At 74.1% G+C, this 17,216-nt stretch carries 16 protein-coding genes; 12 read left to right on the top strand and 4 right to left on the bottom strand.

The features are described 5' to 3' along the window. Positions 1 to 62: 62 nt before the first annotated feature. Positions 63 to 899: an SURF1 family protein gene (locus VR894_RS02140; RefSeq protein WP_324649656.1), complete on the top strand. Its 837-nt coding sequence runs from the start codon at positions 63 to 65 to the stop codon at positions 897 to 899. A 111-nt stretch (positions 900 to 1,010) separates the two neighbouring features. After that, entirely contained in the window at positions 1,011 to 1,481 is a 471-nt protein-coding gene (locus tag VR894_RS02145; RefSeq protein ID WP_324649657.1) for a nitroreductase family deazaflavin-dependent oxidoreductase, read from the top strand. Positions 1,482 to 1,489: 8 nt separating this feature from the next. Here VR894_RS02145 and VR894_RS02150 read toward each other — a convergent pair whose 3' ends face one another. Continuing rightward, positions 1,490 to 3,223 carry an ABC transporter ATP-binding protein gene (locus tag VR894_RS02150; protein WP_324649658.1) on the bottom strand — a complete coding sequence of 578 codons (1,734 nt, stop codon included), beginning with the start codon at positions 3,221 to 3,223 and terminating at the stop codon, positions 1,490 to 1,492. Then, entirely contained in the window at positions 3,223 to 4,998 is a 1,776-nt protein-coding gene (locus tag VR894_RS02155; RefSeq protein ID WP_324649659.1) for an ABC transporter ATP-binding protein, read from the bottom strand. Before VR894_RS02155 ends, VR894_RS02150 begins: the two co-directional genes overlap by 1 nt. Before the next feature lie 112 nt (positions 4,999 to 5,110). Between VR894_RS02155 and VR894_RS02160 the strand changes: the two genes are divergently transcribed. The 4 genes from VR894_RS02160 (at position 5,111) to VR894_RS02175 (ending at position 8,930) form a co-directional block, all read left to right on the top strand. Beyond that, entirely contained in the window at positions 5,111 to 5,527 is a 417-nt protein-coding gene (locus VR894_RS02160; protein WP_324649660.1) for a DUF3817 domain-containing protein, read from the top strand. 2 nt (positions 5,528 to 5,529) lie between these two features. Then, positions 5,530 to 7,122 (top strand): glutamine-hydrolyzing GMP synthase, encoded by a 1,593-nt coding sequence (gene guaA / locus VR894_RS02165; RefSeq protein ID WP_324650038.1) that lies wholly within the window; start codon positions 5,530 to 5,532, stop codon positions 7,120 to 7,122. Continuing rightward, entirely contained in the window at positions 7,119 to 8,288 is a 1,170-nt protein-coding gene (locus tag VR894_RS02170) for a glycosyltransferase family 4 protein (protein ID WP_324649661.1), read from the top strand. The genes guaA and VR894_RS02170 overlap by 4 nt, the downstream gene beginning before the upstream one ends. Positions 8,289 to 8,417: 129 nt before the next feature. Continuing rightward, on the top strand, positions 8,418 to 8,930 hold the full coding sequence (locus VR894_RS02175; protein ID WP_324649662.1) for an aromatic ring-opening dioxygenase LigA: 513 nt from the start codon (positions 8,418 to 8,420) through the stop codon (positions 8,928 to 8,930). Positions 8,931 to 9,010: 80 nt separating this feature from the next. On the opposite strand, the gene VR894_RS02180 is transcribed toward VR894_RS02175, so the two are convergent. Together VR894_RS02180 and VR894_RS02185 are read right to left on the bottom strand one after the other, a co-directional pair. Next, positions 9,011 to 9,217 carry a hypothetical protein gene (locus VR894_RS02180; protein ID WP_324649663.1) on the bottom strand — a complete coding sequence of 69 codons (207 nt, stop codon included), beginning with the start codon at positions 9,215 to 9,217 and terminating at the stop codon, positions 9,011 to 9,013. After that, the gene (locus VR894_RS02185) at positions 9,214 to 10,926 is read right to left on the bottom strand and encodes a PspC domain-containing protein (RefSeq protein WP_324649664.1); all 1,713 of its coding nucleotides are present in this window, start codon (positions 10,924 to 10,926) and stop codon (positions 9,214 to 9,216) included. The genes VR894_RS02180 and VR894_RS02185 overlap by 4 nt, the downstream gene beginning before the upstream one ends. A gap of 145 nt (positions 10,927 to 11,071) precedes the next feature. Between VR894_RS02185 and VR894_RS02190 the strand changes: the two genes are divergently transcribed. From VR894_RS02190 to pcrA, 6 genes are all read left to right on the top strand, one after another. Further along, positions 11,072 to 12,316 (top strand): PspC domain-containing protein, encoded by a 1,245-nt coding sequence (locus tag VR894_RS02190; protein WP_324649665.1) that lies wholly within the window; start codon positions 11,072 to 11,074, stop codon positions 12,314 to 12,316. A 1-nt stretch (position 12,317) separates the two neighbouring features. Beyond that, positions 12,318 to 12,998 (top strand): response regulator transcription factor, encoded by a 681-nt coding sequence (locus tag VR894_RS02195; RefSeq protein ID WP_324649666.1) that lies wholly within the window; start codon positions 12,318 to 12,320, stop codon positions 12,996 to 12,998. A gap of 71 nt (positions 12,999 to 13,069) precedes the next feature. Beyond that, on the top strand, positions 13,070 to 13,879 hold the full coding sequence (locus VR894_RS02200; RefSeq protein WP_324649667.1) for a class I SAM-dependent methyltransferase: 810 nt from the start codon (positions 13,070 to 13,072) through the stop codon (positions 13,877 to 13,879). Between the two features lie 9 nt (positions 13,880 to 13,888). Next, complete coding sequence (locus VR894_RS02205) at positions 13,889 to 14,230, top strand: hypothetical protein (protein WP_324649668.1); 342 nt, start codon at positions 13,889 to 13,891, stop codon at positions 14,228 to 14,230. Positions 14,231 to 14,237: 7 nt separating this feature from the next. Next, positions 14,238 to 14,723 (top strand): DUF456 domain-containing protein, encoded by a 486-nt coding sequence (locus VR894_RS02210; RefSeq protein WP_324649669.1) that lies wholly within the window; start codon positions 14,238 to 14,240, stop codon positions 14,721 to 14,723. 40 nt (positions 14,724 to 14,763) lie between these two features. Further along, positions 14,764 to 17,214: a DNA helicase PcrA gene (gene pcrA / locus VR894_RS02215; RefSeq protein ID WP_324649670.1), complete on the top strand. Its 2,451-nt coding sequence runs from the start codon at positions 14,764 to 14,766 to the stop codon at positions 17,212 to 17,214. The last annotated feature ends 2 nt before the right edge of the window (positions 17,215 to 17,216 follow it).

Consider the following 17,216-nt stretch of genomic DNA (forward strand, 5'->3'; position numbering starts at 1 on the left):
CTTGCGGCTCATTCTGCCCCCAGCCACCCGAGACGGTGTGCCCCGCGAACTACCCTGGGTGGGTGTCCACCTCCGCGCGCCCCCGGGCCGACGCCCGTGACTGGCTGCGGGCAGCGACGACCACGCGCATGGTCGTGCTGCTGCTCGCCGTGGTCGTCGTCGCGGCCGTGTGCACGCGGCTGGGTCTCTGGCAGCTCGACCGGGCCGGGATCCGCGGGGCCGAGGCCGCGCGCATCGAGCGCGAGGAGCTCCTGGCCGCCCCCGCGGTCCCCGTCGAGGAGGTGCTCGCACCGCAGAGCCGCTTCACCGGCGAGCACCTGGGCAGGCGCGTCAGTCTCCAGGGCAGCTTCGACCCCGCCCAGCAGGTGCTCGTGCCGGGACGGAACGTCGACGGGCGGGACGCGCTCCTCGTCGTCAGCGCCTTCCACGTCGACGGCGGGCCGCACGACGGCGCCATCATGCCGGTCCTGCGCGGCTGGCTCCCCGAGGAGGGGGCGCTCGCCGACCGGCTGGAGGCCGGGGCCGTCACGGACGGGCAGGTCACGGCACCGGCGCCACCGGCCGGCCGGCTGGAGGTCGTGGGCATGCTCAGCGACTCCGAGGCCGCGGGCGACGCAGGCCTCCCGGACGGCTTCGCGGGCGGCATCAGCGCCGGTGAGCTGGCCGGGACGTGGGGGACGCCGATGTACAGCGCCTACCTCGTCCTCGAGCAGCCACCGCAGCCGGGCGGGCTCGCGCCGGCACCCTCCCCGCTGGAGGAGCTCGACACCGACCCGAACGTGCAGAGCCTGGCGTACGCCGTCGAGTGGTGGGCGTTCGCGCTGTTCGCCGTGGTCTTCTGGCTCAAGGTGCTGCGTGACGACGTGCGGGAGAGGCGGCTCGCCGGGTCCGGCGACTGACGGACGAGGCCCCGGCTCACAGCCGGTGCGCGAGGAGCGAGCAGACGTGCAGGACACTGCCCAGCGCAGTATTCGGTCGAGCGGCGGGGTGGGCCGTGCCAGCCTGGACGGGTGAGCCCGTCGTCACGTCCCGCCCGCCGTATCCCGCGCGCCCTCGCCCGAGCTCCGATCTGGGTCTTCCGACTGGGGCTCGGGGGAGTGTTCGGCGGTCGACTGGTCCTCGTCGACCACCGCGGCCGACGGTCGGGGCAGGTGCGGCACGTCGTGCTCGAGACCGTGGTGCGTGAGGGGCCCGCGCACGTCGTCGTCTCGGGCTACGGGTGGTCGGCGCAGTGGCTGCGCAACGTCAGCGCGGACCCTCGGGTGCGCCTGTGGTCCGGTTGGGGAGCAGGACGCAGCGCCCGCGCCGAGGTGCTGGAGCCGGCCGAGGCGGTTGCAGTCCTCGAGCGCTACCGGCGCCGGCACCCCCGCACCGCCCGCGCGCTGAGCCGCGCCCTGCGGCTGGACCCGCTCGAGCCGGGGCAGCCGTGGCCGGCCGACGTGGGCGAGCGGCTGCCCGTCGTGCGGATCACGCCTCGCTGAGCGTCGGGCTACTCCTGCTGCCAGGACTCCCACAGCGCGGCGTACTCGCCGCCGGCGGTGACGAGCTCGTGGTGGGGGCCGATCTCGGCGATGCGGCCGTCCTCCATGACGGCGACCCGGTCCGCGTCGTGGGCCGTGTGCAGCCGGTGGGCGATGGCGACGACGGTGCGGCCGGTGAGCAGCGCGGACAGCGAGCGCTCGAGGTGCCGGGCCGCGCGGGGGTCGAGCAGGCTGGTGGCCTCGTCGAGCACGAGGGTGTGCGGGTCGAGCAGGACGAGCCGCGCCAGGGCGAGCTGCTGAGCCTGTGCCGGTGTCAGCGTCACCCCGCCGGAGCCGACCGCGGTCTCCAGGCCGTCCGGGAGGGCGGCCACCCACTCCGCCGCGTCGACCGCGGCGAGGGCGCGGGCCAGCTCGTCGTCGTCGGCGTCGTGCTTGGCGAGGCGCAGGTTCTCGGCGACCGACCCGACGAAGACGTGGTGCTCCTGGGTGACGAGCGCGACGTGCCGGCGCAGCTCGTGCTCCGGGAGGTCGACGAGCGGGACGCCGTCGATCGTCACCCGGCCCCCGGTCGGGGGGTGGATGCCGGCGAGCATCCGCCCGAAGGTCGACTTGCCCGCCCCGGACGGGCCGACGATCGCCAGCCGCTCGCCCGGGGTGAGCGCCAGGTCGATGCCGTGCAGGACGTCCTCACCCGCCCGGTAGGCGTACCGGACCGACGCGGCGCTGATCTCCTCGCGCTCGGGCCGGGCCGGGCCGGGGCGGCGGTCCGGCTCGACGAGCTCGATGCCGATGATCCGGGCCAGGCTCGCCGTCGCCACCTGGATCTCGTCAACCCACATGAGCAGCTCGAACAGCGGCCCGCGGATCTGGATGACGTAGAGCGCGACCGTCGTCACGGCACCGATCGTCGACAGGCCCGCCGCGGTGAGGTGGGCGCCCCACAGCACGACGGCCGCGACGGGCAGCGCGAACGAGACCACGGACCAGAAGAACACGAACATCCGCAGCCGCAGGGTCACCTTCTCCGTCTCCCAGGCCGCGCCGACGGCCCCGTCGAGACGTGCCCGGCGGCGGCGTCCCAGCGCCAGCGCGTCGACCGTCGCGGCGTGCTCGACGGACTCGGTGAGCGTGCCGTTGAGGTCCGCGTAGGCGGCGGCGTTCGCGCGGTAGGCCGGGGCGGACCTGCGCAGGTACCGGCGGGTCGCCTCGACCAGGACGGGCAGCCCGACGAGCATCGCCAGGGCGACGAGGGGGGCGGCGAGCAGCGCCGCACCGAAGGTGAGCGCGATGGTCGTGGCGGTGACGAGCACGCGGGGGACGCCGAAGCGCACCGCCCACTGGATGCGGTCGATGTCGTTGGTGGTCCGGCCGAGCAGGTCGCCGGTGCCGGCGCGCTCGACGGTGGACAGCGGAAGGTGCGTGACACCGGACAGGAAGCGCTCGCGCAGCTCGGCGAAGACCTCCTCACCGAGCACCATGGCGTTGCGCTGGGCGAAGCGGGTGATGACGGCCTGGGCGACGACGACACCCACCAGCCACAGCGCGACGGTGTCGACGTACCGGCGGGTGGTCCCGGTGACGACGGCGTCGACGAGCCCGCCGAGCAGCCACGGCAGGGCGAGTGCGGCGACGGCCGCGAGCGCCTGGAGCAGGACCACCCCGACGAGCCGTCCCCGGTAGGCGCGCAGCAGGCGGCCGGCGACGGACCGGACGCGGGCGGCGTCGGCGACGGGCAGCTGCATCAGCGCACCTCCGTGGTGGCGAGGGACCGACCGACGACGTCGTGGTAGGCGAGGGCCTCCGGGTCGCCGGCCGCGGCGCGGGTGAGGAGGTCCCGGTGACGTCCCCGGGCCCGCACGGCACCGTCGTCGAGCAGGACGACGTCGTCGGCGTGCTCGAGGACGAGCGGGGACGCGGTGAGGACCACGGTCGTGCGGCCCCGCCGGTAGTTGGCGAGCCGCGCGGCGATCCGCGCCTCGGTGTGGGCGTCGACCGCACTGGTCGGCTCGACCAGCACGAGGACCTGCGGGTCGGTGAGCAGGGCCCGGGCGAGGGCGACGCGCTGGCGCTGCCCGCCGGACAGCGAGCGGCCCTTCTCGGTGATGGCGCCGTCCAGGCCCTCCGGCAGGGACTCCAGGACGTCGTGGGCGTCGGCCGTGTGGAGGGCGCGCAGCAGCTCGCCGTCCTCCAGGGCGGCGTCCCGGGCGTCCAGCGCCTCACGCAGCGTGCCCGTGAACAGCTGCGGCGTGGCGGAGGCGACGACGACGCGGTGGCGCACCTCCTCGAGCGGGAGGTCGTGCAGCGGCACGCCGTCGAGCAGGACCGTCCCCGGGACGCGGTCGTCGAGCCTGCCGAGCCGGCCGGCGAGCTCCTCGGCCTCACCGGGGCTCGGGGCGACGACGGCGGTGAGCGCGCCGGGCAGCGGCGCCAGGCCGGTGCGCTCGTCGACGACCGTGCCGGGTCCCTCCGGCACGGCGGGGCGGGGCAGGGAGTCGGCGGCCTCCGACTCGGCCAGCGTCCCGGCCTCCGGCGTCACCGACAGGACCCCGATGAGTTTGCGTGCGGCCACCCGGGCCCGGGTGAAGAAGTTGATGAACTGGGTCACCCAGCGCAGCGGCTCGGACAGGAAGGCGGTGAAGCCGTAGAAGGTGACGAGCTCACCGGGGGAGATCTCCCCGGTGATCGCCAGCCGCGCACCGAGCCACACGACGCAGGCGAGGAACAGGCCAGGCAGCAGCACCTGGAGCGCCTCGAGCACCGAGGACACGCCGGCCACCCGCACCCCCGCCCGGCGCACGCGCTGGGACTGGGCGTGGTAGCGCTCGGCGAAGACGTCCTCGCCGCCGATGCCCCGCAGGATGCGCAGGCCGGAGACGGTGTCGGTCGCGAGCGTGGCCAGCCTCCCCGCCGCGTCGCGCTGGGCCCGCTGACGGGCCTGGAGCGGCTTGATGAGGAGGGAGACGATGACGGTGACGACCGGGAGACCGAGCGCGACGACGAGGCCCAGGGTGGGGGAGGCCTGGAGCATGTAGATCGTCACGGCGAGGTAGCCGGCGACGCCCCCGACGAAGGCGGGCAGCAGCTCCAGGACGTTGCCGATGTGGAAGGAGTCGTTGGCCACGGCGCTCACGACCTCGCCAGTGGGCAGCTCCTCCCCGATCGCCGGACCCGTACGCGTGACGTGGTGACCGACGAGCCGGGAGCTGGTGAAGGCGCCGTGCAGCCAGCCGCCGACCTCCGCCGCGTGCCCGAAAGTGGTGGCCACCGCGCTCACCAGGCCGACCCCGACGAGCGCGAGGGCGAGCCACAGCAGCCGGGCGGAGACGCCCTCCTCCAGACCGGTGTCGAGCGCGAGACCGAGGAGCAGGGGCACGGCCGCGCCCGAGAGGGAGACGGTGGAGGCGAGCAGGCAGGCGACGGCGAGCGTGCGCCATCCCCGCCGGGCGGTCCAGGTGAGGAACGCCATCGGGGAGGTGAGCGGGGGGTGACCGGGATGGCCGGTCGGAACGTCGAGCACGAGACGGCAGCCTATGCCGCGGCGGAACCCACGGGCAGCCTGTTTTCGTCGGGCCCGGGCGGCCTGAGACACTGGGACGGCGGCCCGCGCGCGCGGGCGCAGGGGAGGACCAGTGACCGAGAACACGACGGCCGCACCGGGCGGACCGAACGCGGCGTTGCGCGCCGAGCGCGAGCGCAAGGCACGGGGCGCGTGGCGCTTCTACCAGGTGATGGCGTTCGTCACCGGCGTCATGCTGCTGCTGCTCTGCGTGGAGATGATCCTCGTCTACCTCGTCGGGGTCGGGCCGGACGTCGAGGCCTGGATCGGGTGGGTCCCCTTCGCCCACGGCTGGATCTACGTCGTCTACCTCATCAGCGTGTTCAACCTGTGGTCGACGATGCGGTGGGGTCTGGGCCGGATGGCGGCACTCGTCGTCGCCGGTGTCGTGCCCGTCCTGTCCTTCGTCATGGAGCACCGGGCTGCGGCATGGTTCGCGGCGGACCTCCCGAGTGTGGTCTCCCGCCACGCGACTACGCTGGCCCGGTGAGCATGACCGACGCCCCCACCACCGCAGAGCGGGCCAGCACGCCCCGCCCCGTCCTCGTCGTCGACTTCGGCGCCCAGTACGCCCAGCTCATCGCCCGCCGCGTCCGCGAGGCGGGGGTGTACTCCGAGATCGTGCCGCACACGATGCCCGTCGAGCGGGTGCTGGCCAAGGACCCGGCGGCGCTCATCCTCTCCGGCGGCCCGGCGTCGGTGTACGCCGAGGACGCCCCGGGCGTGGACCCCGCCCTGTTCGCGGCCGGGGTGCCGGTGCTGGGCATCTGCTACGGCTTCCAGGCGATGGCCTCGGCCCTCGGCGGGACGGTGGCACGGACCGGCGAGCGCGAGTACGGCGCGACCGTCGTCGAGCTGTGTGCCGCGGGCTCCCTCCTCGAGGGCACCCCCGAGCGGCAGCAGGTGTGGATGAGCCACGGGGACGCCGTCCAGCAGGCGCCCGAGGGCTTCGAGGTGCTGGCCACCTCGCCCGGCGCACCCGTCGCAGCCTTCGAGGACCGCGAGCGGCGGCTCTTCGGGATCCAGTGGCACCCGGAGGTCAGGCACTCCGACTTCGGCCAGGCCGCCCTCGAGCGGTTCCTCTACGACGGCGCCGGCCTGAAGCCCACCTGGACGGCCGGCAACGTCATCGCCGAACAGGTCGCCGCGATCCGTGAGCAGGTCGGCAGCGCACGCGTGATCTGCGGACTGTCCGGGGGAGTGGACTCCTCGGTCGCCGCCGCGCTCGTCCAGCGTGCCGTCGGTGACCAGCTCACCTGCGTCTTCGTCGACCACGGCCTCCTGCGGGCCGGGGAGGCCGAGCAGGTCGAGGAGGACTTCGTCGCCGCCACGGGCGTCAACCTCAAGGTCGTCGACGCCACCGACCAGTTCCTCGACGCCCTCGCCGGGGTCTCCGACCCCGAGACCAAGCGGAAGATCATCGGCCGTGAGTTCATCCGGACCTTCGAGCAGGCTGCGCGCGAGATCGTCGCCGAGGGCGGCCACGACGAGGAGGTGCGCTTCCTCGTCCAGGGCACGCTCTACCCCGACGTCGTCGAGTCCGGCGGCGGTGAGGGCGCGGCCAACATCAAGTCCCACCACAACGTCGGCGGGCTGCCCGACGACCTCCAGTTCGAGCTCGTCGAGCCGCTGCGCACCCTGTTCAAGGACGAGGTGCGGGCCGTCGGCCTCGAGCTCGGCGTCCCGGAGAGCATCGTGTGGCGCCAGCCGTTCCCAGGCCCGGGTCTCGGCATCCGGATCGTCGGCGCCGTCGACGCGGAACGACTGGGCGTGCTCCGCGCGGCCGACGCCATCGCCCGCGCCGAGCTCACCGCCGCCGGCCTGGACCGCGACATCTGGCAGTGCCCCGTCGTCCTCCTCGCCGACGTCCGCTCGGTGGGCGTGCAGGGCGACGGCCGCACCTACGGGCACCCGATCGTCCTGCGCCCGGTGAGCTCGGAGGACGCGATGACCGCCGACTGGTCCCGGCTGCCCTACGACGTGCTCGCCCGTATCTCCAGCCGCATCACCAACGAGGTCCCCGAGGTCAACCGGGTGGTGCTCGACGTCACGAGCAAGCCGCCGGGCACCATCGAGTGGGAGTGAGGGTCCTCCACGTCTCGGACTGCTTCCCCCCACGCACGGGAGGCATCGAGACGCAGGTGCACGACCTCGCGGGCCGTCAGGTCCAGGCCGGGCACCAGGTCCACGTCGCGACGGCCACGGCGGGCGCGGACGGGACGCGCCGCGCCACCCGCGTCCTGGACTCCGGCGTGCGCGTCCACCGGATGGCGTCGGCCGTCACCTTCGGGCTGCCGGTCAACCCGCGCGGTCCCTGGCTGCTGCGGGAGGCGATGACGCGGCTGCGCCCCGACGTCGTCCACGTCCACGCCGGTGTCGTCTCACCGTTCGCGGTGGACGGGATGGTCGCGGCCCGCCTCACGGGCGTGCCTCTCGCGGTCACCTGGCACTCCATGCTCGACGGCGTCGTCGGCCTCTACGGGGCCGTCCTGCGGGTCCCCGGGATGTCGCACCGACCGGCCGCAGTCTCGGCCGTCTCGCGGGTGGCGGGCGAGCGCGTCGCCCGGATGCTGGGGCGCGACGACGTCCTCGTGCTGCCCAACGGGCTCGCCGTCGCGGACTGGCGGCCCTCGGCGCCCCCGGACGTGTCCTCCGGGCCGCTGCGCCTGGTGGCGACCCAGCGGCTGGCACCCCGCAAGCGCGTGGCACCCCTCGTCGAGCTCGTCGCGGCCGCGCACCGCAGGCTGGGGGCCGACCCGTCCGGCGCGCCGCGCGTCCACCTCACCGTCATCGGGGCGGGGCCCGAGGAGGCGCGGGTCCGCACCCTGGTGAAGCGGCTGGGCCTCGGCGAGGTCGTGTCGCTCGTCGGGCGGCTGGAGCGCGCCGAGCTCGCCCGGCGGTACGCCGATGAGCACGTGTTCATCGCCCCGGCGCGGCTCGAGGCCTTCGGCATCGCCGCCCTCGAGGCGCGCGCCGCCGGTCTGCCCGTCGTCGCCGGCCGTGGCACCGGCGTGAGCGAGTACATCACCGACGGCGTCGACGGGCTCCTCACCCCCGACCGGGGCGACGGCCTGGACGACGCGGCTGCCGACGGGGCCCTGACCGACGCGATCGTGCGCCTGGCCGAGGACCAGGACCTGCATCGCCGACTCCGTCAGCACGCGCACAGGACGCCGCCGGCCGCCGACTGGGCCGACGTGCTCGCGGCCTGCGACCGGCTCTACGAGCGAGCGCTGCACCCGGCGCAGTGACGCGGCTCACGGTGTGCTGAGGCCCCGAACCGGGACGTCTGGGACCATCGACCCGAAAACGGACAATCCGGAATGTCAGAGTTGTCCTCAGGACCTCACGACGAGTTCCAGTACCGAAAGGGAAACATCATGAGCACCACTCGCGGCACCGGTCTCGCCCGTACGGCAGGCCTCCTCGCCATCATCGCCGGCATCGTCTTCATCCTCGCCGGCGGAGTCACCTGGGGTCTGGTGACCAGCCAGCTCAAGGCGGAGGAGATCACCGTCCCGGAGGACGCCGCGTTCCTCGCCGGGGCCGAGGTCAAGGGTCCGTTCTCCGCCTACGCCCAGGCCGACATCATCAACACCCACGCCCTGGCCGGGACCGAGGGCCGCACCTACGCCGAGCTCGGCGCCGCGATGCGCGAGGTCGAGCCGGGCACCCCGGAGCACACGGAGCTGCAGGAGCAGCGCACCTCGGTGATGAACGCCTCCTTCCTCCGCGCCTCGCTGTTCACCTCCGTCGTCTCCTACGGCGTGGCCGCCCTCGTCATCGGCCTGGGTGTCCTGCTCGTCTTCCTCGGCCTGGGCATGAACCAGCTCGCCAAGGCCCCGGTGGCCCTGGAGCCGGCGCGTGAGCCGGTTCGCGAACCGGTCGCCTGACGACCCAGCCTCCACATACGCCGAGAGCTGGACCCCTCCTCGGAGGAGTCCAGCTCTCGGCGTATGTGCGGCCTGCGTGCTCAGCTCTCGCGGCCGACGAGGGCCTTGACGAGCAGTCCGACGCCGGCGAGGGCGAGCAGCCCGATGAGGGCGGCCTGCAGGTCGATGGTGAGACCGAGCCCCACGCCGGCCACGCCCAGGCCGAGGAGGACGAGGATGACGCCCCACACGATGGTGCCCACGCGGGGGCCGGTGCGGTGGGTCAGGGTGTCGTGGTGGTCGCTCATGATGTCTCCTCGATGTGGATCTGGCCGAAGCTGACCTCGGCGTCGACGACGATCTCCGGGCCCCGCCCGTCGTCGTCGCGGCTGAACATGGCGTTGACGCCGGCTCCGTTGGTCAGGGACTGCTCACCGGAGCCCGACATCGGCAGGCCCGGGCCGTCCCAGTCCTCGCCGAGCCGTCCCACGACCTCGCCGCCCCCGACACTGGCGTGGACGGTGACGTCCCCGTCCTCCGGGACGATGAGGTGCAGGTTCCCGAACGTCACGCCGACGGGGATGGTGACGTCCTCGTCGGCGTCCAGGTCGCTGAGGTCGACGACGAGCTCACCGGCGACGAGGGAGTAGCCGGCGGAGGCGTGGTCGGCGGTCGTGGGCGCCCACGTCGGGTCACCGGCCCAGGTCGTCGCCGAGGACCCGAGGCGTGCGAAGCCGGGCAGCGCGGCCGTCGCGGCGGCCGCGGGCACCATGACCAGGGCGAGGAGCAGCGCGAGCACCCCCAGGCCGCCCTGGGTGCGGCCGCGCATCCCGCTGACGAGGACGCCGAGGCCGAGCAGCGTGAGCACCGCGCCACCGCCGACGAGCCAGGCGTTGCCGTCGAGTGCACCCTGCTGGTGGGCGAGGGCCACGCCGGCCGCGCCGAGCAGGCTCAGCGCGAGGACGAGGTTGGTCGTGCGCGAGCCGGGCCCCGGGACGGGGGGCTGCACCGGCACCGGAGGCCGGGGCGGACCGGGAGTGCCCGGCTCGCCGGCGTTCCAGCCACCGCCCGAGCCCCACCCCGATCCCCAGCCGGACCCTGCCCAGCCTGCGCGCTCCTCGGTGCCGTCGGTCCACGCCTCGTCGGCGCTCGCGGTCGACGACTCGGGCGCCGCGGGGTGGTCGCCCGGGAGCTGCTGGGTGACGTCCGGCGCGGCGAGGGGCTCGGTCGGAGCGTAGGTGGGCTGGTCGTCCGGCAGCTGCTGGGTGACGTCCGGGCCGTGCGGTGCGCTCGCGGTGAGCGGCTCCGTGGCTGCGCCGGCCGGGAGGAGGCCGGCGACGTGCCCCGGCGGGGAGGCCGGTTCGCCGGTGGTGGACGGGGGTCGGGACACGTGGTCCTCCGGGATGTCGTAGGCGGGCCGGGACGCCGACCCGGACTGGGCGGCGTCTGCCGCGGTGCTCGTGGGGTCGGGCTGGACGAAGGCCGCTGCACCGGCCGGGTGGCCGGGGTGGGGAGGTGGGGGGTACGAGGGTCCGGGAGAACCGGCGGCGGTGGCCGCGGGTGCGGTGCGGGTCCTGCCGTCGCGGCTCACCACGACGACGGCGATGATCCCGGCGAGCACGACGACCCACGGCACGGCCCACCACGAGGCACTCCACCAGAAGACCGGCCGGCTGAGCCCGATGATGAGCACCGCCAGTGCGCCGGCGAGGGCGATGTCGAAGTGGCCGCGGACGGCCTGCTCGAGGTGGATGCGCCCGTCGGAGGCCTCGGGGAGCAGTGCCCAGGCGACCCCGTACAGGACGAGCCCGAGCCCGCCGAACATGGTGGCGACGACGAACAGGCCACGGACGAGGATCGGGTCGAGCCCGTAGCGCTGCGCGATGCCGGCAGCCACGCCGGCACCCCAGCGGTCCTGGGAGCGCCAGATGCCGAGGCGGCGGACGGAGTCGAAGAAGCCGCCGGGGGGTGAGGGCGGCGGTGGGGAGGGGGTGTGCGGAGCACTCTGACCGTTCATGCTCCCAGCCAACCGTGCCGGGGATGCCACCGGTATCGGGGAAGCCCCTGATCCCACCCCGGTGAGGAGCGGGATCGGCCGGGGATGCCCCTGGAACCGTGCGGGAGCCCTCCCGCGCGGGCGGCCGACGTGTGACGATCGGACCGTGACGACGTCCTCCCTCGAGCGGCTGCCCCTCCGCCGGCCGATGGCCGGGCGCCGCGTCGGCGGCGTGTGTGCCGGTCTCGCGGCGCACCTCGACCTGCCCGTCTCCCGGGTGCGGGTGGCGCTCGTGCTCGCCGCGCTCGCGTTCGGCGCCGGTGTGGTGCTCTACGGCTGGCTGTGGGTGCTCGTCCCGAGCGGTGACCCCCGCGACGCCGCGAGCGCCGCCCGTCCGGCGGCGACCGTCCGACTGGCCCCCCGGCTGCGGGGGGTCTCGCGGGCGGTCTCGGCGAGCGACGTCGTCGTCGGCCTGCTGCTCCTCCTGGCCGCGGTCGCGCTGATCCTGTGGCGGGTGGGCGTGACGCTGCCCAACCAGTGGCTGGTGCCGCTCCTCGTCGTCGTCGGTGGCGCCGCGCTCGTGTGGACGCAGCTCGACTCGTCCCTGTCCGGGGAGGACGGGCCGCCGGCGTCGCGCTGGCAGCGGGCCGCCCGGGTCGGGGGCGGCCTGCTGCTCGCCGTCGTCGGGGTCGTCCTGCTCCTCGGCCGCGGGCTGGGCGGGGACGAGCTGCTGTCCGGGATCGTCGCGAGCACCGCGATCCTCGTCGGCGTCGCGGTCGTGCTCGCGCCGGTGTGGCTGCGCCTCGTGCGCGACCTCAGCGCCGAGCGGACCGCCAGGGCACGCGAGGCGGAGCGCGCCGACATCGCCGCCCACCTCCACGACTCCGTCCTCCAGACCCTCTCCCTCATCCGGGCCCGTGCCGACGACCCCGACCAGGTCGCCCGCCTCGCCCGCGCCCAGGAGCGCGAGCTGCGGCACTGGCTGTACTCCGACCGCCCCGCCGCGGGCACCTCCGTCGCCGCCGCCCTCCGGGAGGTCGCCGGGGAGGTCGAGGACCAGCACGGAGTCGCCGTCGACGTCGTCACCGCGGGGGACCGGCCCCCGCACGCGACCACCGAGGCCCTCCTGGCAGCCACCCGTGAGGCGCTGCGCAACGCCGTCGTCCACGGGGAACCGCCGGTGTCCCTCTACGTCGAGGTGGGGGAGGATACGACCGAGGTGTTCGTGCGCGACCGCGGTGCCGGGTTCGACCTCACGACGGTCCCGGCCGACCGGCACGGCGTGCGGGACTCGATCATCGGCCGCATCGAGCGGCACGGTGGGAGCGTGACGATCCGGACGGGGCCCGCCAGCGGGCTGGAGGGCACGGAGGTCGTCCTGCGGATGCCCGAACCACGGACAGGAGAGTGACATGAGCTCGACGCAGGAGCAGGCCACGCAGCAGCTGAGGGTCGTCGTCGTCGACGACCACTCCCTCGTGCGCAGCGGTGTGCGCAGCGAGCTGGAGGCCCACGCCCCCGACCTCCTCGTCGTCGGGGAGGCGGCGGACGTCGAGTCGGCCGTCGCCGTCGTGCGGCAGACCCAGCCCGACGTCGTCCTGCTCGACGTCCACCTGCCCGGCGGGCGCGGCGGGGGAGGTATCGACGTCATCACCTGGTGCCGCGACGTGCCGTCGCGGTTCCTCGCCCTGTCGGTGTCGGACTCCAGCGAGGACGTCGTCGGCGTCATCCGGGCGGGCGCCCGTGGCTACGTCACCAAGGCGATCACCCCGACCGAGCTCGCCGACGCCGTGCGACGGGTCGCCGGGGGAGACGCGGTCTTCTCCCCGCGGCTGGCCGGGTTCGTCCTCGACGCCTTCGGCACGGCGGCCAAGGACATCGCCACGACCGACGACGAGCTCGACCGGCTCTCCGCCCGCGAGCAGGAGGTCATGCGGCTCATCGCCCGCGGGTACTCCTACAAGGAGGTCGCCAGCGAGCTGTTCATCTCGGTCAAGACGGTGGAGACCCACGTCTCGGCGGTGCTCCGCAAGCTCCAGCTCTCCTCCCGCCACGAGCTCACCCGCTGGGCGGCGGTTCGGCGGCTCATCTGACCGCTGCTCCTCGCGCGGCCGCCGTGCCGCGGCCGGGGCTCCCGACCCTCTTCGCCGGTCTAGCCTGAGGCATGAGCATGCGTCAGCTCGCGTGGCGGGCCCTGTACGAGGTGCTCGCGGCTCGGGTGCGCCGACCGGAGTGGGCCTTCATGAACTACGGCTACGCACCTCTCGACCCGCGGCAGGAGCCGCTGGCGCTCGAGCCCGCCGACGAGCCGGACCGGATGTGCATCCAGCTCTACGACCACGTCGTCGGGGACGCGGACCTGCGCGGCGCCGACGTGCTGGAGGTCGGCTGCGGGCGCGGTGGGGGTTCCTCATTCCTCGCCCGTTACCGCGCCCCGCGGAGCATGACCGGGGTCGACCTCTCGCATGCCGCGGTCGCCCTGTGCCGGCGCCACCGGCGCGCACCGGGCCTCGGCTTCGTCCAGGGCGACGCCCTCGACCTGCCGTTCCCGGACGGGTCCTTCGACGCCGTCGTCAACGTCGAGTCCTCGCACTGCTACCCCTCGATGGAGACCTTCCTCGGTGAGGCGCACCGGGTGCTGCGCCCCGGCGGGAGCCTGCTGTTCGCCGATCTCCGAGGGGCGCAGGAGATGGTCGAGCTGTGGGGCACGCTGCGGGACAGCTCGCTGGAGGTGGTGGACCTCCGCGACATCACCCCGAACGTCTGCGCAGCGCTCGAGCGCGACGACGACCGCCGCCGTGCCCTCCTCGACGCGTGGATCCCGCGGCCTTTGCACCGGCCCTTCGAACGATTCGCCGCGTTCGAGGGAAGCGGCACCCACGCGCGGCTGCGGGCCGGTGAGAACCGGTACACGAGCGCCCTGCTGGTCAAGGCCCCGGCACCGCGGGACGGGACGACGACGGCACTCGCCTAGGCTGGCGCCATGACCTTCGTGTACTACCTCCTCCTCTTCCTCCACTTCGTCGGCTGGGCGATCGTGCTCGGCGGGACCGTGACCAACCTGCGCACGCCGAAGCTCGCCACCGGCGTCCTGCACGGCGTCCTCACCGCGCTCATCACCGGCATCCTCATGGTGGGAGTCGCCGAGGCGGCCCTCGACTTCGACGTCAACCACATGAAGATCGGCATCAAGCTCGTCGTCGCCGCCGTCGTCACCGCGCTGGTCGTCGTCGCGAGCCGCAAGAAGGACCCGAGCCGCGCCCTCATCGGCTCGATCGCCGCGCTCACGACCCTCAACATCGCCATCGCGGCGCTGTGGCGCTGACCCGCTGATGGGCGTCCTCGGCGAGGCGATCGTCCTCATCGTCGTCATCATCGGGCTCGTCGGCGCCGTCGTGCAGGTCGTCCCGGGTGGCGGCTTCCTCGTCGGCGCCGCCGTCGTCGTCTGGGCGGTGGTCACCGGCGGGCAGGTCGGCTGGACCGTCGGGATCATCGCCGCGGTCGCCGTCGTCGCCGCGGAGGTCGGCAAGTACCTCCTCGCGGGCCGCTACCTCGGCAAGGGCGGTGTCCCGACCCGCACCCTGGTGATCGGCGCGGCAGCGGGCGTCGTCGGCTTCTTCGTCATCCCGGTGATCGGCCTGCCGATCGGCTTCGTCGCCGGCGTGTACGCCGCCGAGAGCGCGCGGGTGCGGAACCAGCGGGAGGCCCGACGCTCCACCGGCCTGGCGATGCGGGCCGTGGGCCTGGCGATCCTCGTCGAGCTCAGTGGCGCACTCATCGCCACCGGCGCGCTCCTCATCGGCATGTGGCAGACCTGATAGCGGCACTGTCGGTGCCAGGACCTACCCTTGAGAGGCCATGACCTCCCTCTTCGACAACCTGCCCGGCCTCCTCGGCGGGGAGCACCCACCGCTCCCGGCCGCCGTCCCGCCCCGTGACGACGACCGCGCCGACGACTCGCCCGCGGTCGACCACGGCGCCGACCTGCTCGAGGGGCTCAACCCCCAGCAGCGCGCTGCCGTCGCCCACGCGGGCGGGCCCCTCCTCATCGTCGCGGGGGCGGGCTCGGGCAAGACCCGCGTCCTCACGCACCGCATCGCCCACCTCCTCGCCACCCGCCGCGCGCGAGCGGGGGAGGTGCTGGCCATCACCTTCACCAACAAGGCGGCCGCCGAGATGCGCGAGCGCGTCACCGACCTCGTCGGGCCGGTCGCGCGGCACATGTGGGTCTCGACCTTCCACTCGGCCTGCGTGCGGATCCTGCGCCGCGAGCACGCCACCCTCGGGCTGCGGTCGAACTTCTCGATCTACGACGCAGCGGACTCCCAGCGGCTCATGACGCTGGTCGTGCGCCAGCTCGACCTCGACCCCAAGCGCTACCCGCCGAAGGCGTTCTCCCGGAAGGTCTCCGACCTCAAGAACGAGCTCGTCGACCCCGACTCCTTCGCCGCCGGGATCAGCGGGGGCAACGCCTTCGACTCCGCCCTGGCCCAGGCCTACCGCGACTACGACGCGCGGCTGCGTCAGGCGCACGCCCTCGACTTCGACGACATCATCATGCAGACGGTCACCATGCTGCAGGCCTTCCCGCACGTCGCCGAGCACTACCGCCGCCGCTTCCGGCACGTCCTCGTCGACGAGTACCAGGACACCAACCACGCCCAGTACGTCCTCATCCGCGAGCTCGCGGGAGTGACCGGCACCGACGACGCAGGGCTGCCGCCGGCCGAGCTCACCGTCGTCGGTGACGCCGACCAGTCCATCTACGCCTTCCGCGGTGCGACGATCCGCAACATCCTGGAGTTCGAGGCCGACTACCCCGACGCCACGACCATCCTCCTCGAGCAGAACTACCGCTCCACCCAGACGATCCTCACCGCCGCCAACGCCGTCATCTCCCGCAACCCCAACCGGCGCGCGAAGAACCTGTGGACCGACAGCGGGGACGGCCCCCAGGTCGTCGGGTACGTCGCCGACTCCGAGCACCAGGAGGCCCGGTTCATCGCCGAGGAGATCGACCGCCTCGGCGACTCCGAAGGTGTCCGGCCCGGTGACGTGGCCGTCTTCTACCGCACCAACGCCCAGTCCCGGGCGCTGGAGGAGGTGCTCGTGCGTGTCGGCATCCCCTACAAGGTCGTCGGCGGCACCCGCTTCTACGAGCGCAAGGAGATCAAGGACGCCCTCGCCTACCTCCGGGCCGTCGCCAACCCCGACGACGCCGTCAACCTGCGTCGCATCCTCAACGTGCCCAAGCGCGGGCTCGGGGAGCGGGCCGAGGCGATGCTCGCGGCCCACGCCGAGCGCGAGCGCATCTCCTTCGGGCAGGCCATCGAGCACGCGGCGGCTCCCGACGGCGCCGCCCCCGAGGTCCTCGGCCTCGCCACTCGTGGGCGCACCCAGGTGCGCGGCTTCCACGAGCTGATGACCGGCCTGCGGGACATGCTCGCGGCCGGGGAGGGGCCCGCCGAGATCCTCGACGCCGCCCTCGACCGCTCCGGCTACCTCGCCGAGCTCCGGGCGAGCGAGGACCCGCAGGACGCCACCCGGGTGGAGAACCTCGCCGAGCTCCACGCCGTCGCCGCCGAGTTCGCGCAGAGCGACCCCGACGGGGACCTCGGCGACTTCCTCGAGCGGGTCGCTCTCGTCGCCGACTCCGACCAGATCCCCGACGACGACGCCGCGAACCAGGGACAGGTCACGCTCATGACCGTCCACACCGCCAAGGGCCTGGAGTTCCCGGTCGTCTTCGTCACCGGCCTGGAGGACGGCACCTTCCCGCACCAGCGCTCGCTCATCGACGAGGACGAGCTCGCCGAGGAGCGGCGGCTGGCCTACGTCGCCCTGACCCGCGCCCGGCGGCGGCTCTACCTGTCCCGGGCCGCGGTACGCACGGCCTTCGGCATGCCGCAGCAGCTGCCACCCAGCCGCTTCCTGTCCGACATCCCCGAGGAGCTCCTCGACTGGCGCCGCGCCGAGTCGTCCACCGACGTGCTGCGCGGCGGTGGCTGGGGAAGCAGCGGCGGTGGCTGGGGGTCCGGCGGCCGCTCCGCTGGACACGGCCGCAGCGGACCCGTCCGCACGAGCCGTCGCGAGCAGGAGCCCCCGGCCCCGAGCTTCGGCGCCGCACCCCGGCCGGCGGGTGACATCCCCGGCTTCGAGCTCGGCGACAAGGTCACGCACGACTCCTACGGCCTGGGCACCGTCGTGGGTCTGGAGGGCTCGGGCTCGAGCGCCGTCGCCCAGGTCGACTTCGGCGGCGGCCAGGTCAAGCGGCTGCTCCTGCGCTACGCCCCGGTCAGCAAGCTCTAGCC

Origin of the sequence: Georgenia sp. H159, assembly GCF_035607575.1 — a bacterium.
Classification (GTDB): Bacteria; Actinomycetota; Actinomycetes; order Actinomycetales; family Actinomycetaceae; genus Oceanitalea.

Bases quoted from the DNA above. Each gene is read 5' to 3' on its own strand.
- VR894_RS02150 (WP_324649658.1), bottom strand. From the start codon at position 3,223: ATGCAGCTGCCCGTCGCCGACGCCGCCCGCGTCCGGTCCGTCGCCGGC.
- guaA (WP_324650038.1), top strand. From the start codon at position 5,530: ATGACCGACGCCCCCACCACCGCAGAGCGGGCCAGCACGCCCCGCCCC.
- VR894_RS02175 (WP_324649662.1), top strand. From the start codon at position 8,418: ATGAGCACCACTCGCGGCACCGGTCTCGCCCGTACGGCAGGCCTCCTC.
- VR894_RS02180 (WP_324649663.1), bottom strand. From the start codon at position 9,217: ATGAGCGACCACCACGACACCCTGACCCACCGCACCGGCCCCCGCGTG.
- VR894_RS02185 (WP_324649664.1), bottom strand. From the start codon at position 10,926: ATGAACGGTCAGAGTGCTCCGCACACCCCCTCCCCACCGCCGCCCTCA.
- VR894_RS02195 (WP_324649666.1), top strand. From the start codon at position 12,318: ATGAGCTCGACGCAGGAGCAGGCCACGCAGCAGCTGAGGGTCGTCGTC.
- VR894_RS02200 (WP_324649667.1), top strand. From the start codon at position 13,070: ATGAGCATGCGTCAGCTCGCGTGGCGGGCCCTGTACGAGGTGCTCGCG.
- VR894_RS02205 (WP_324649668.1), top strand. From the start codon at position 13,889: ATGACCTTCGTGTACTACCTCCTCCTCTTCCTCCACTTCGTCGGCTGG.
- VR894_RS02210 (WP_324649669.1), top strand. From the start codon at position 14,238: ATGGGCGTCCTCGGCGAGGCGATCGTCCTCATCGTCGTCATCATCGGG.
- pcrA (WP_324649670.1), top strand. From the start codon at position 14,764: ATGACCTCCCTCTTCGACAACCTGCCCGGCCTCCTCGGCGGGGAGCAC.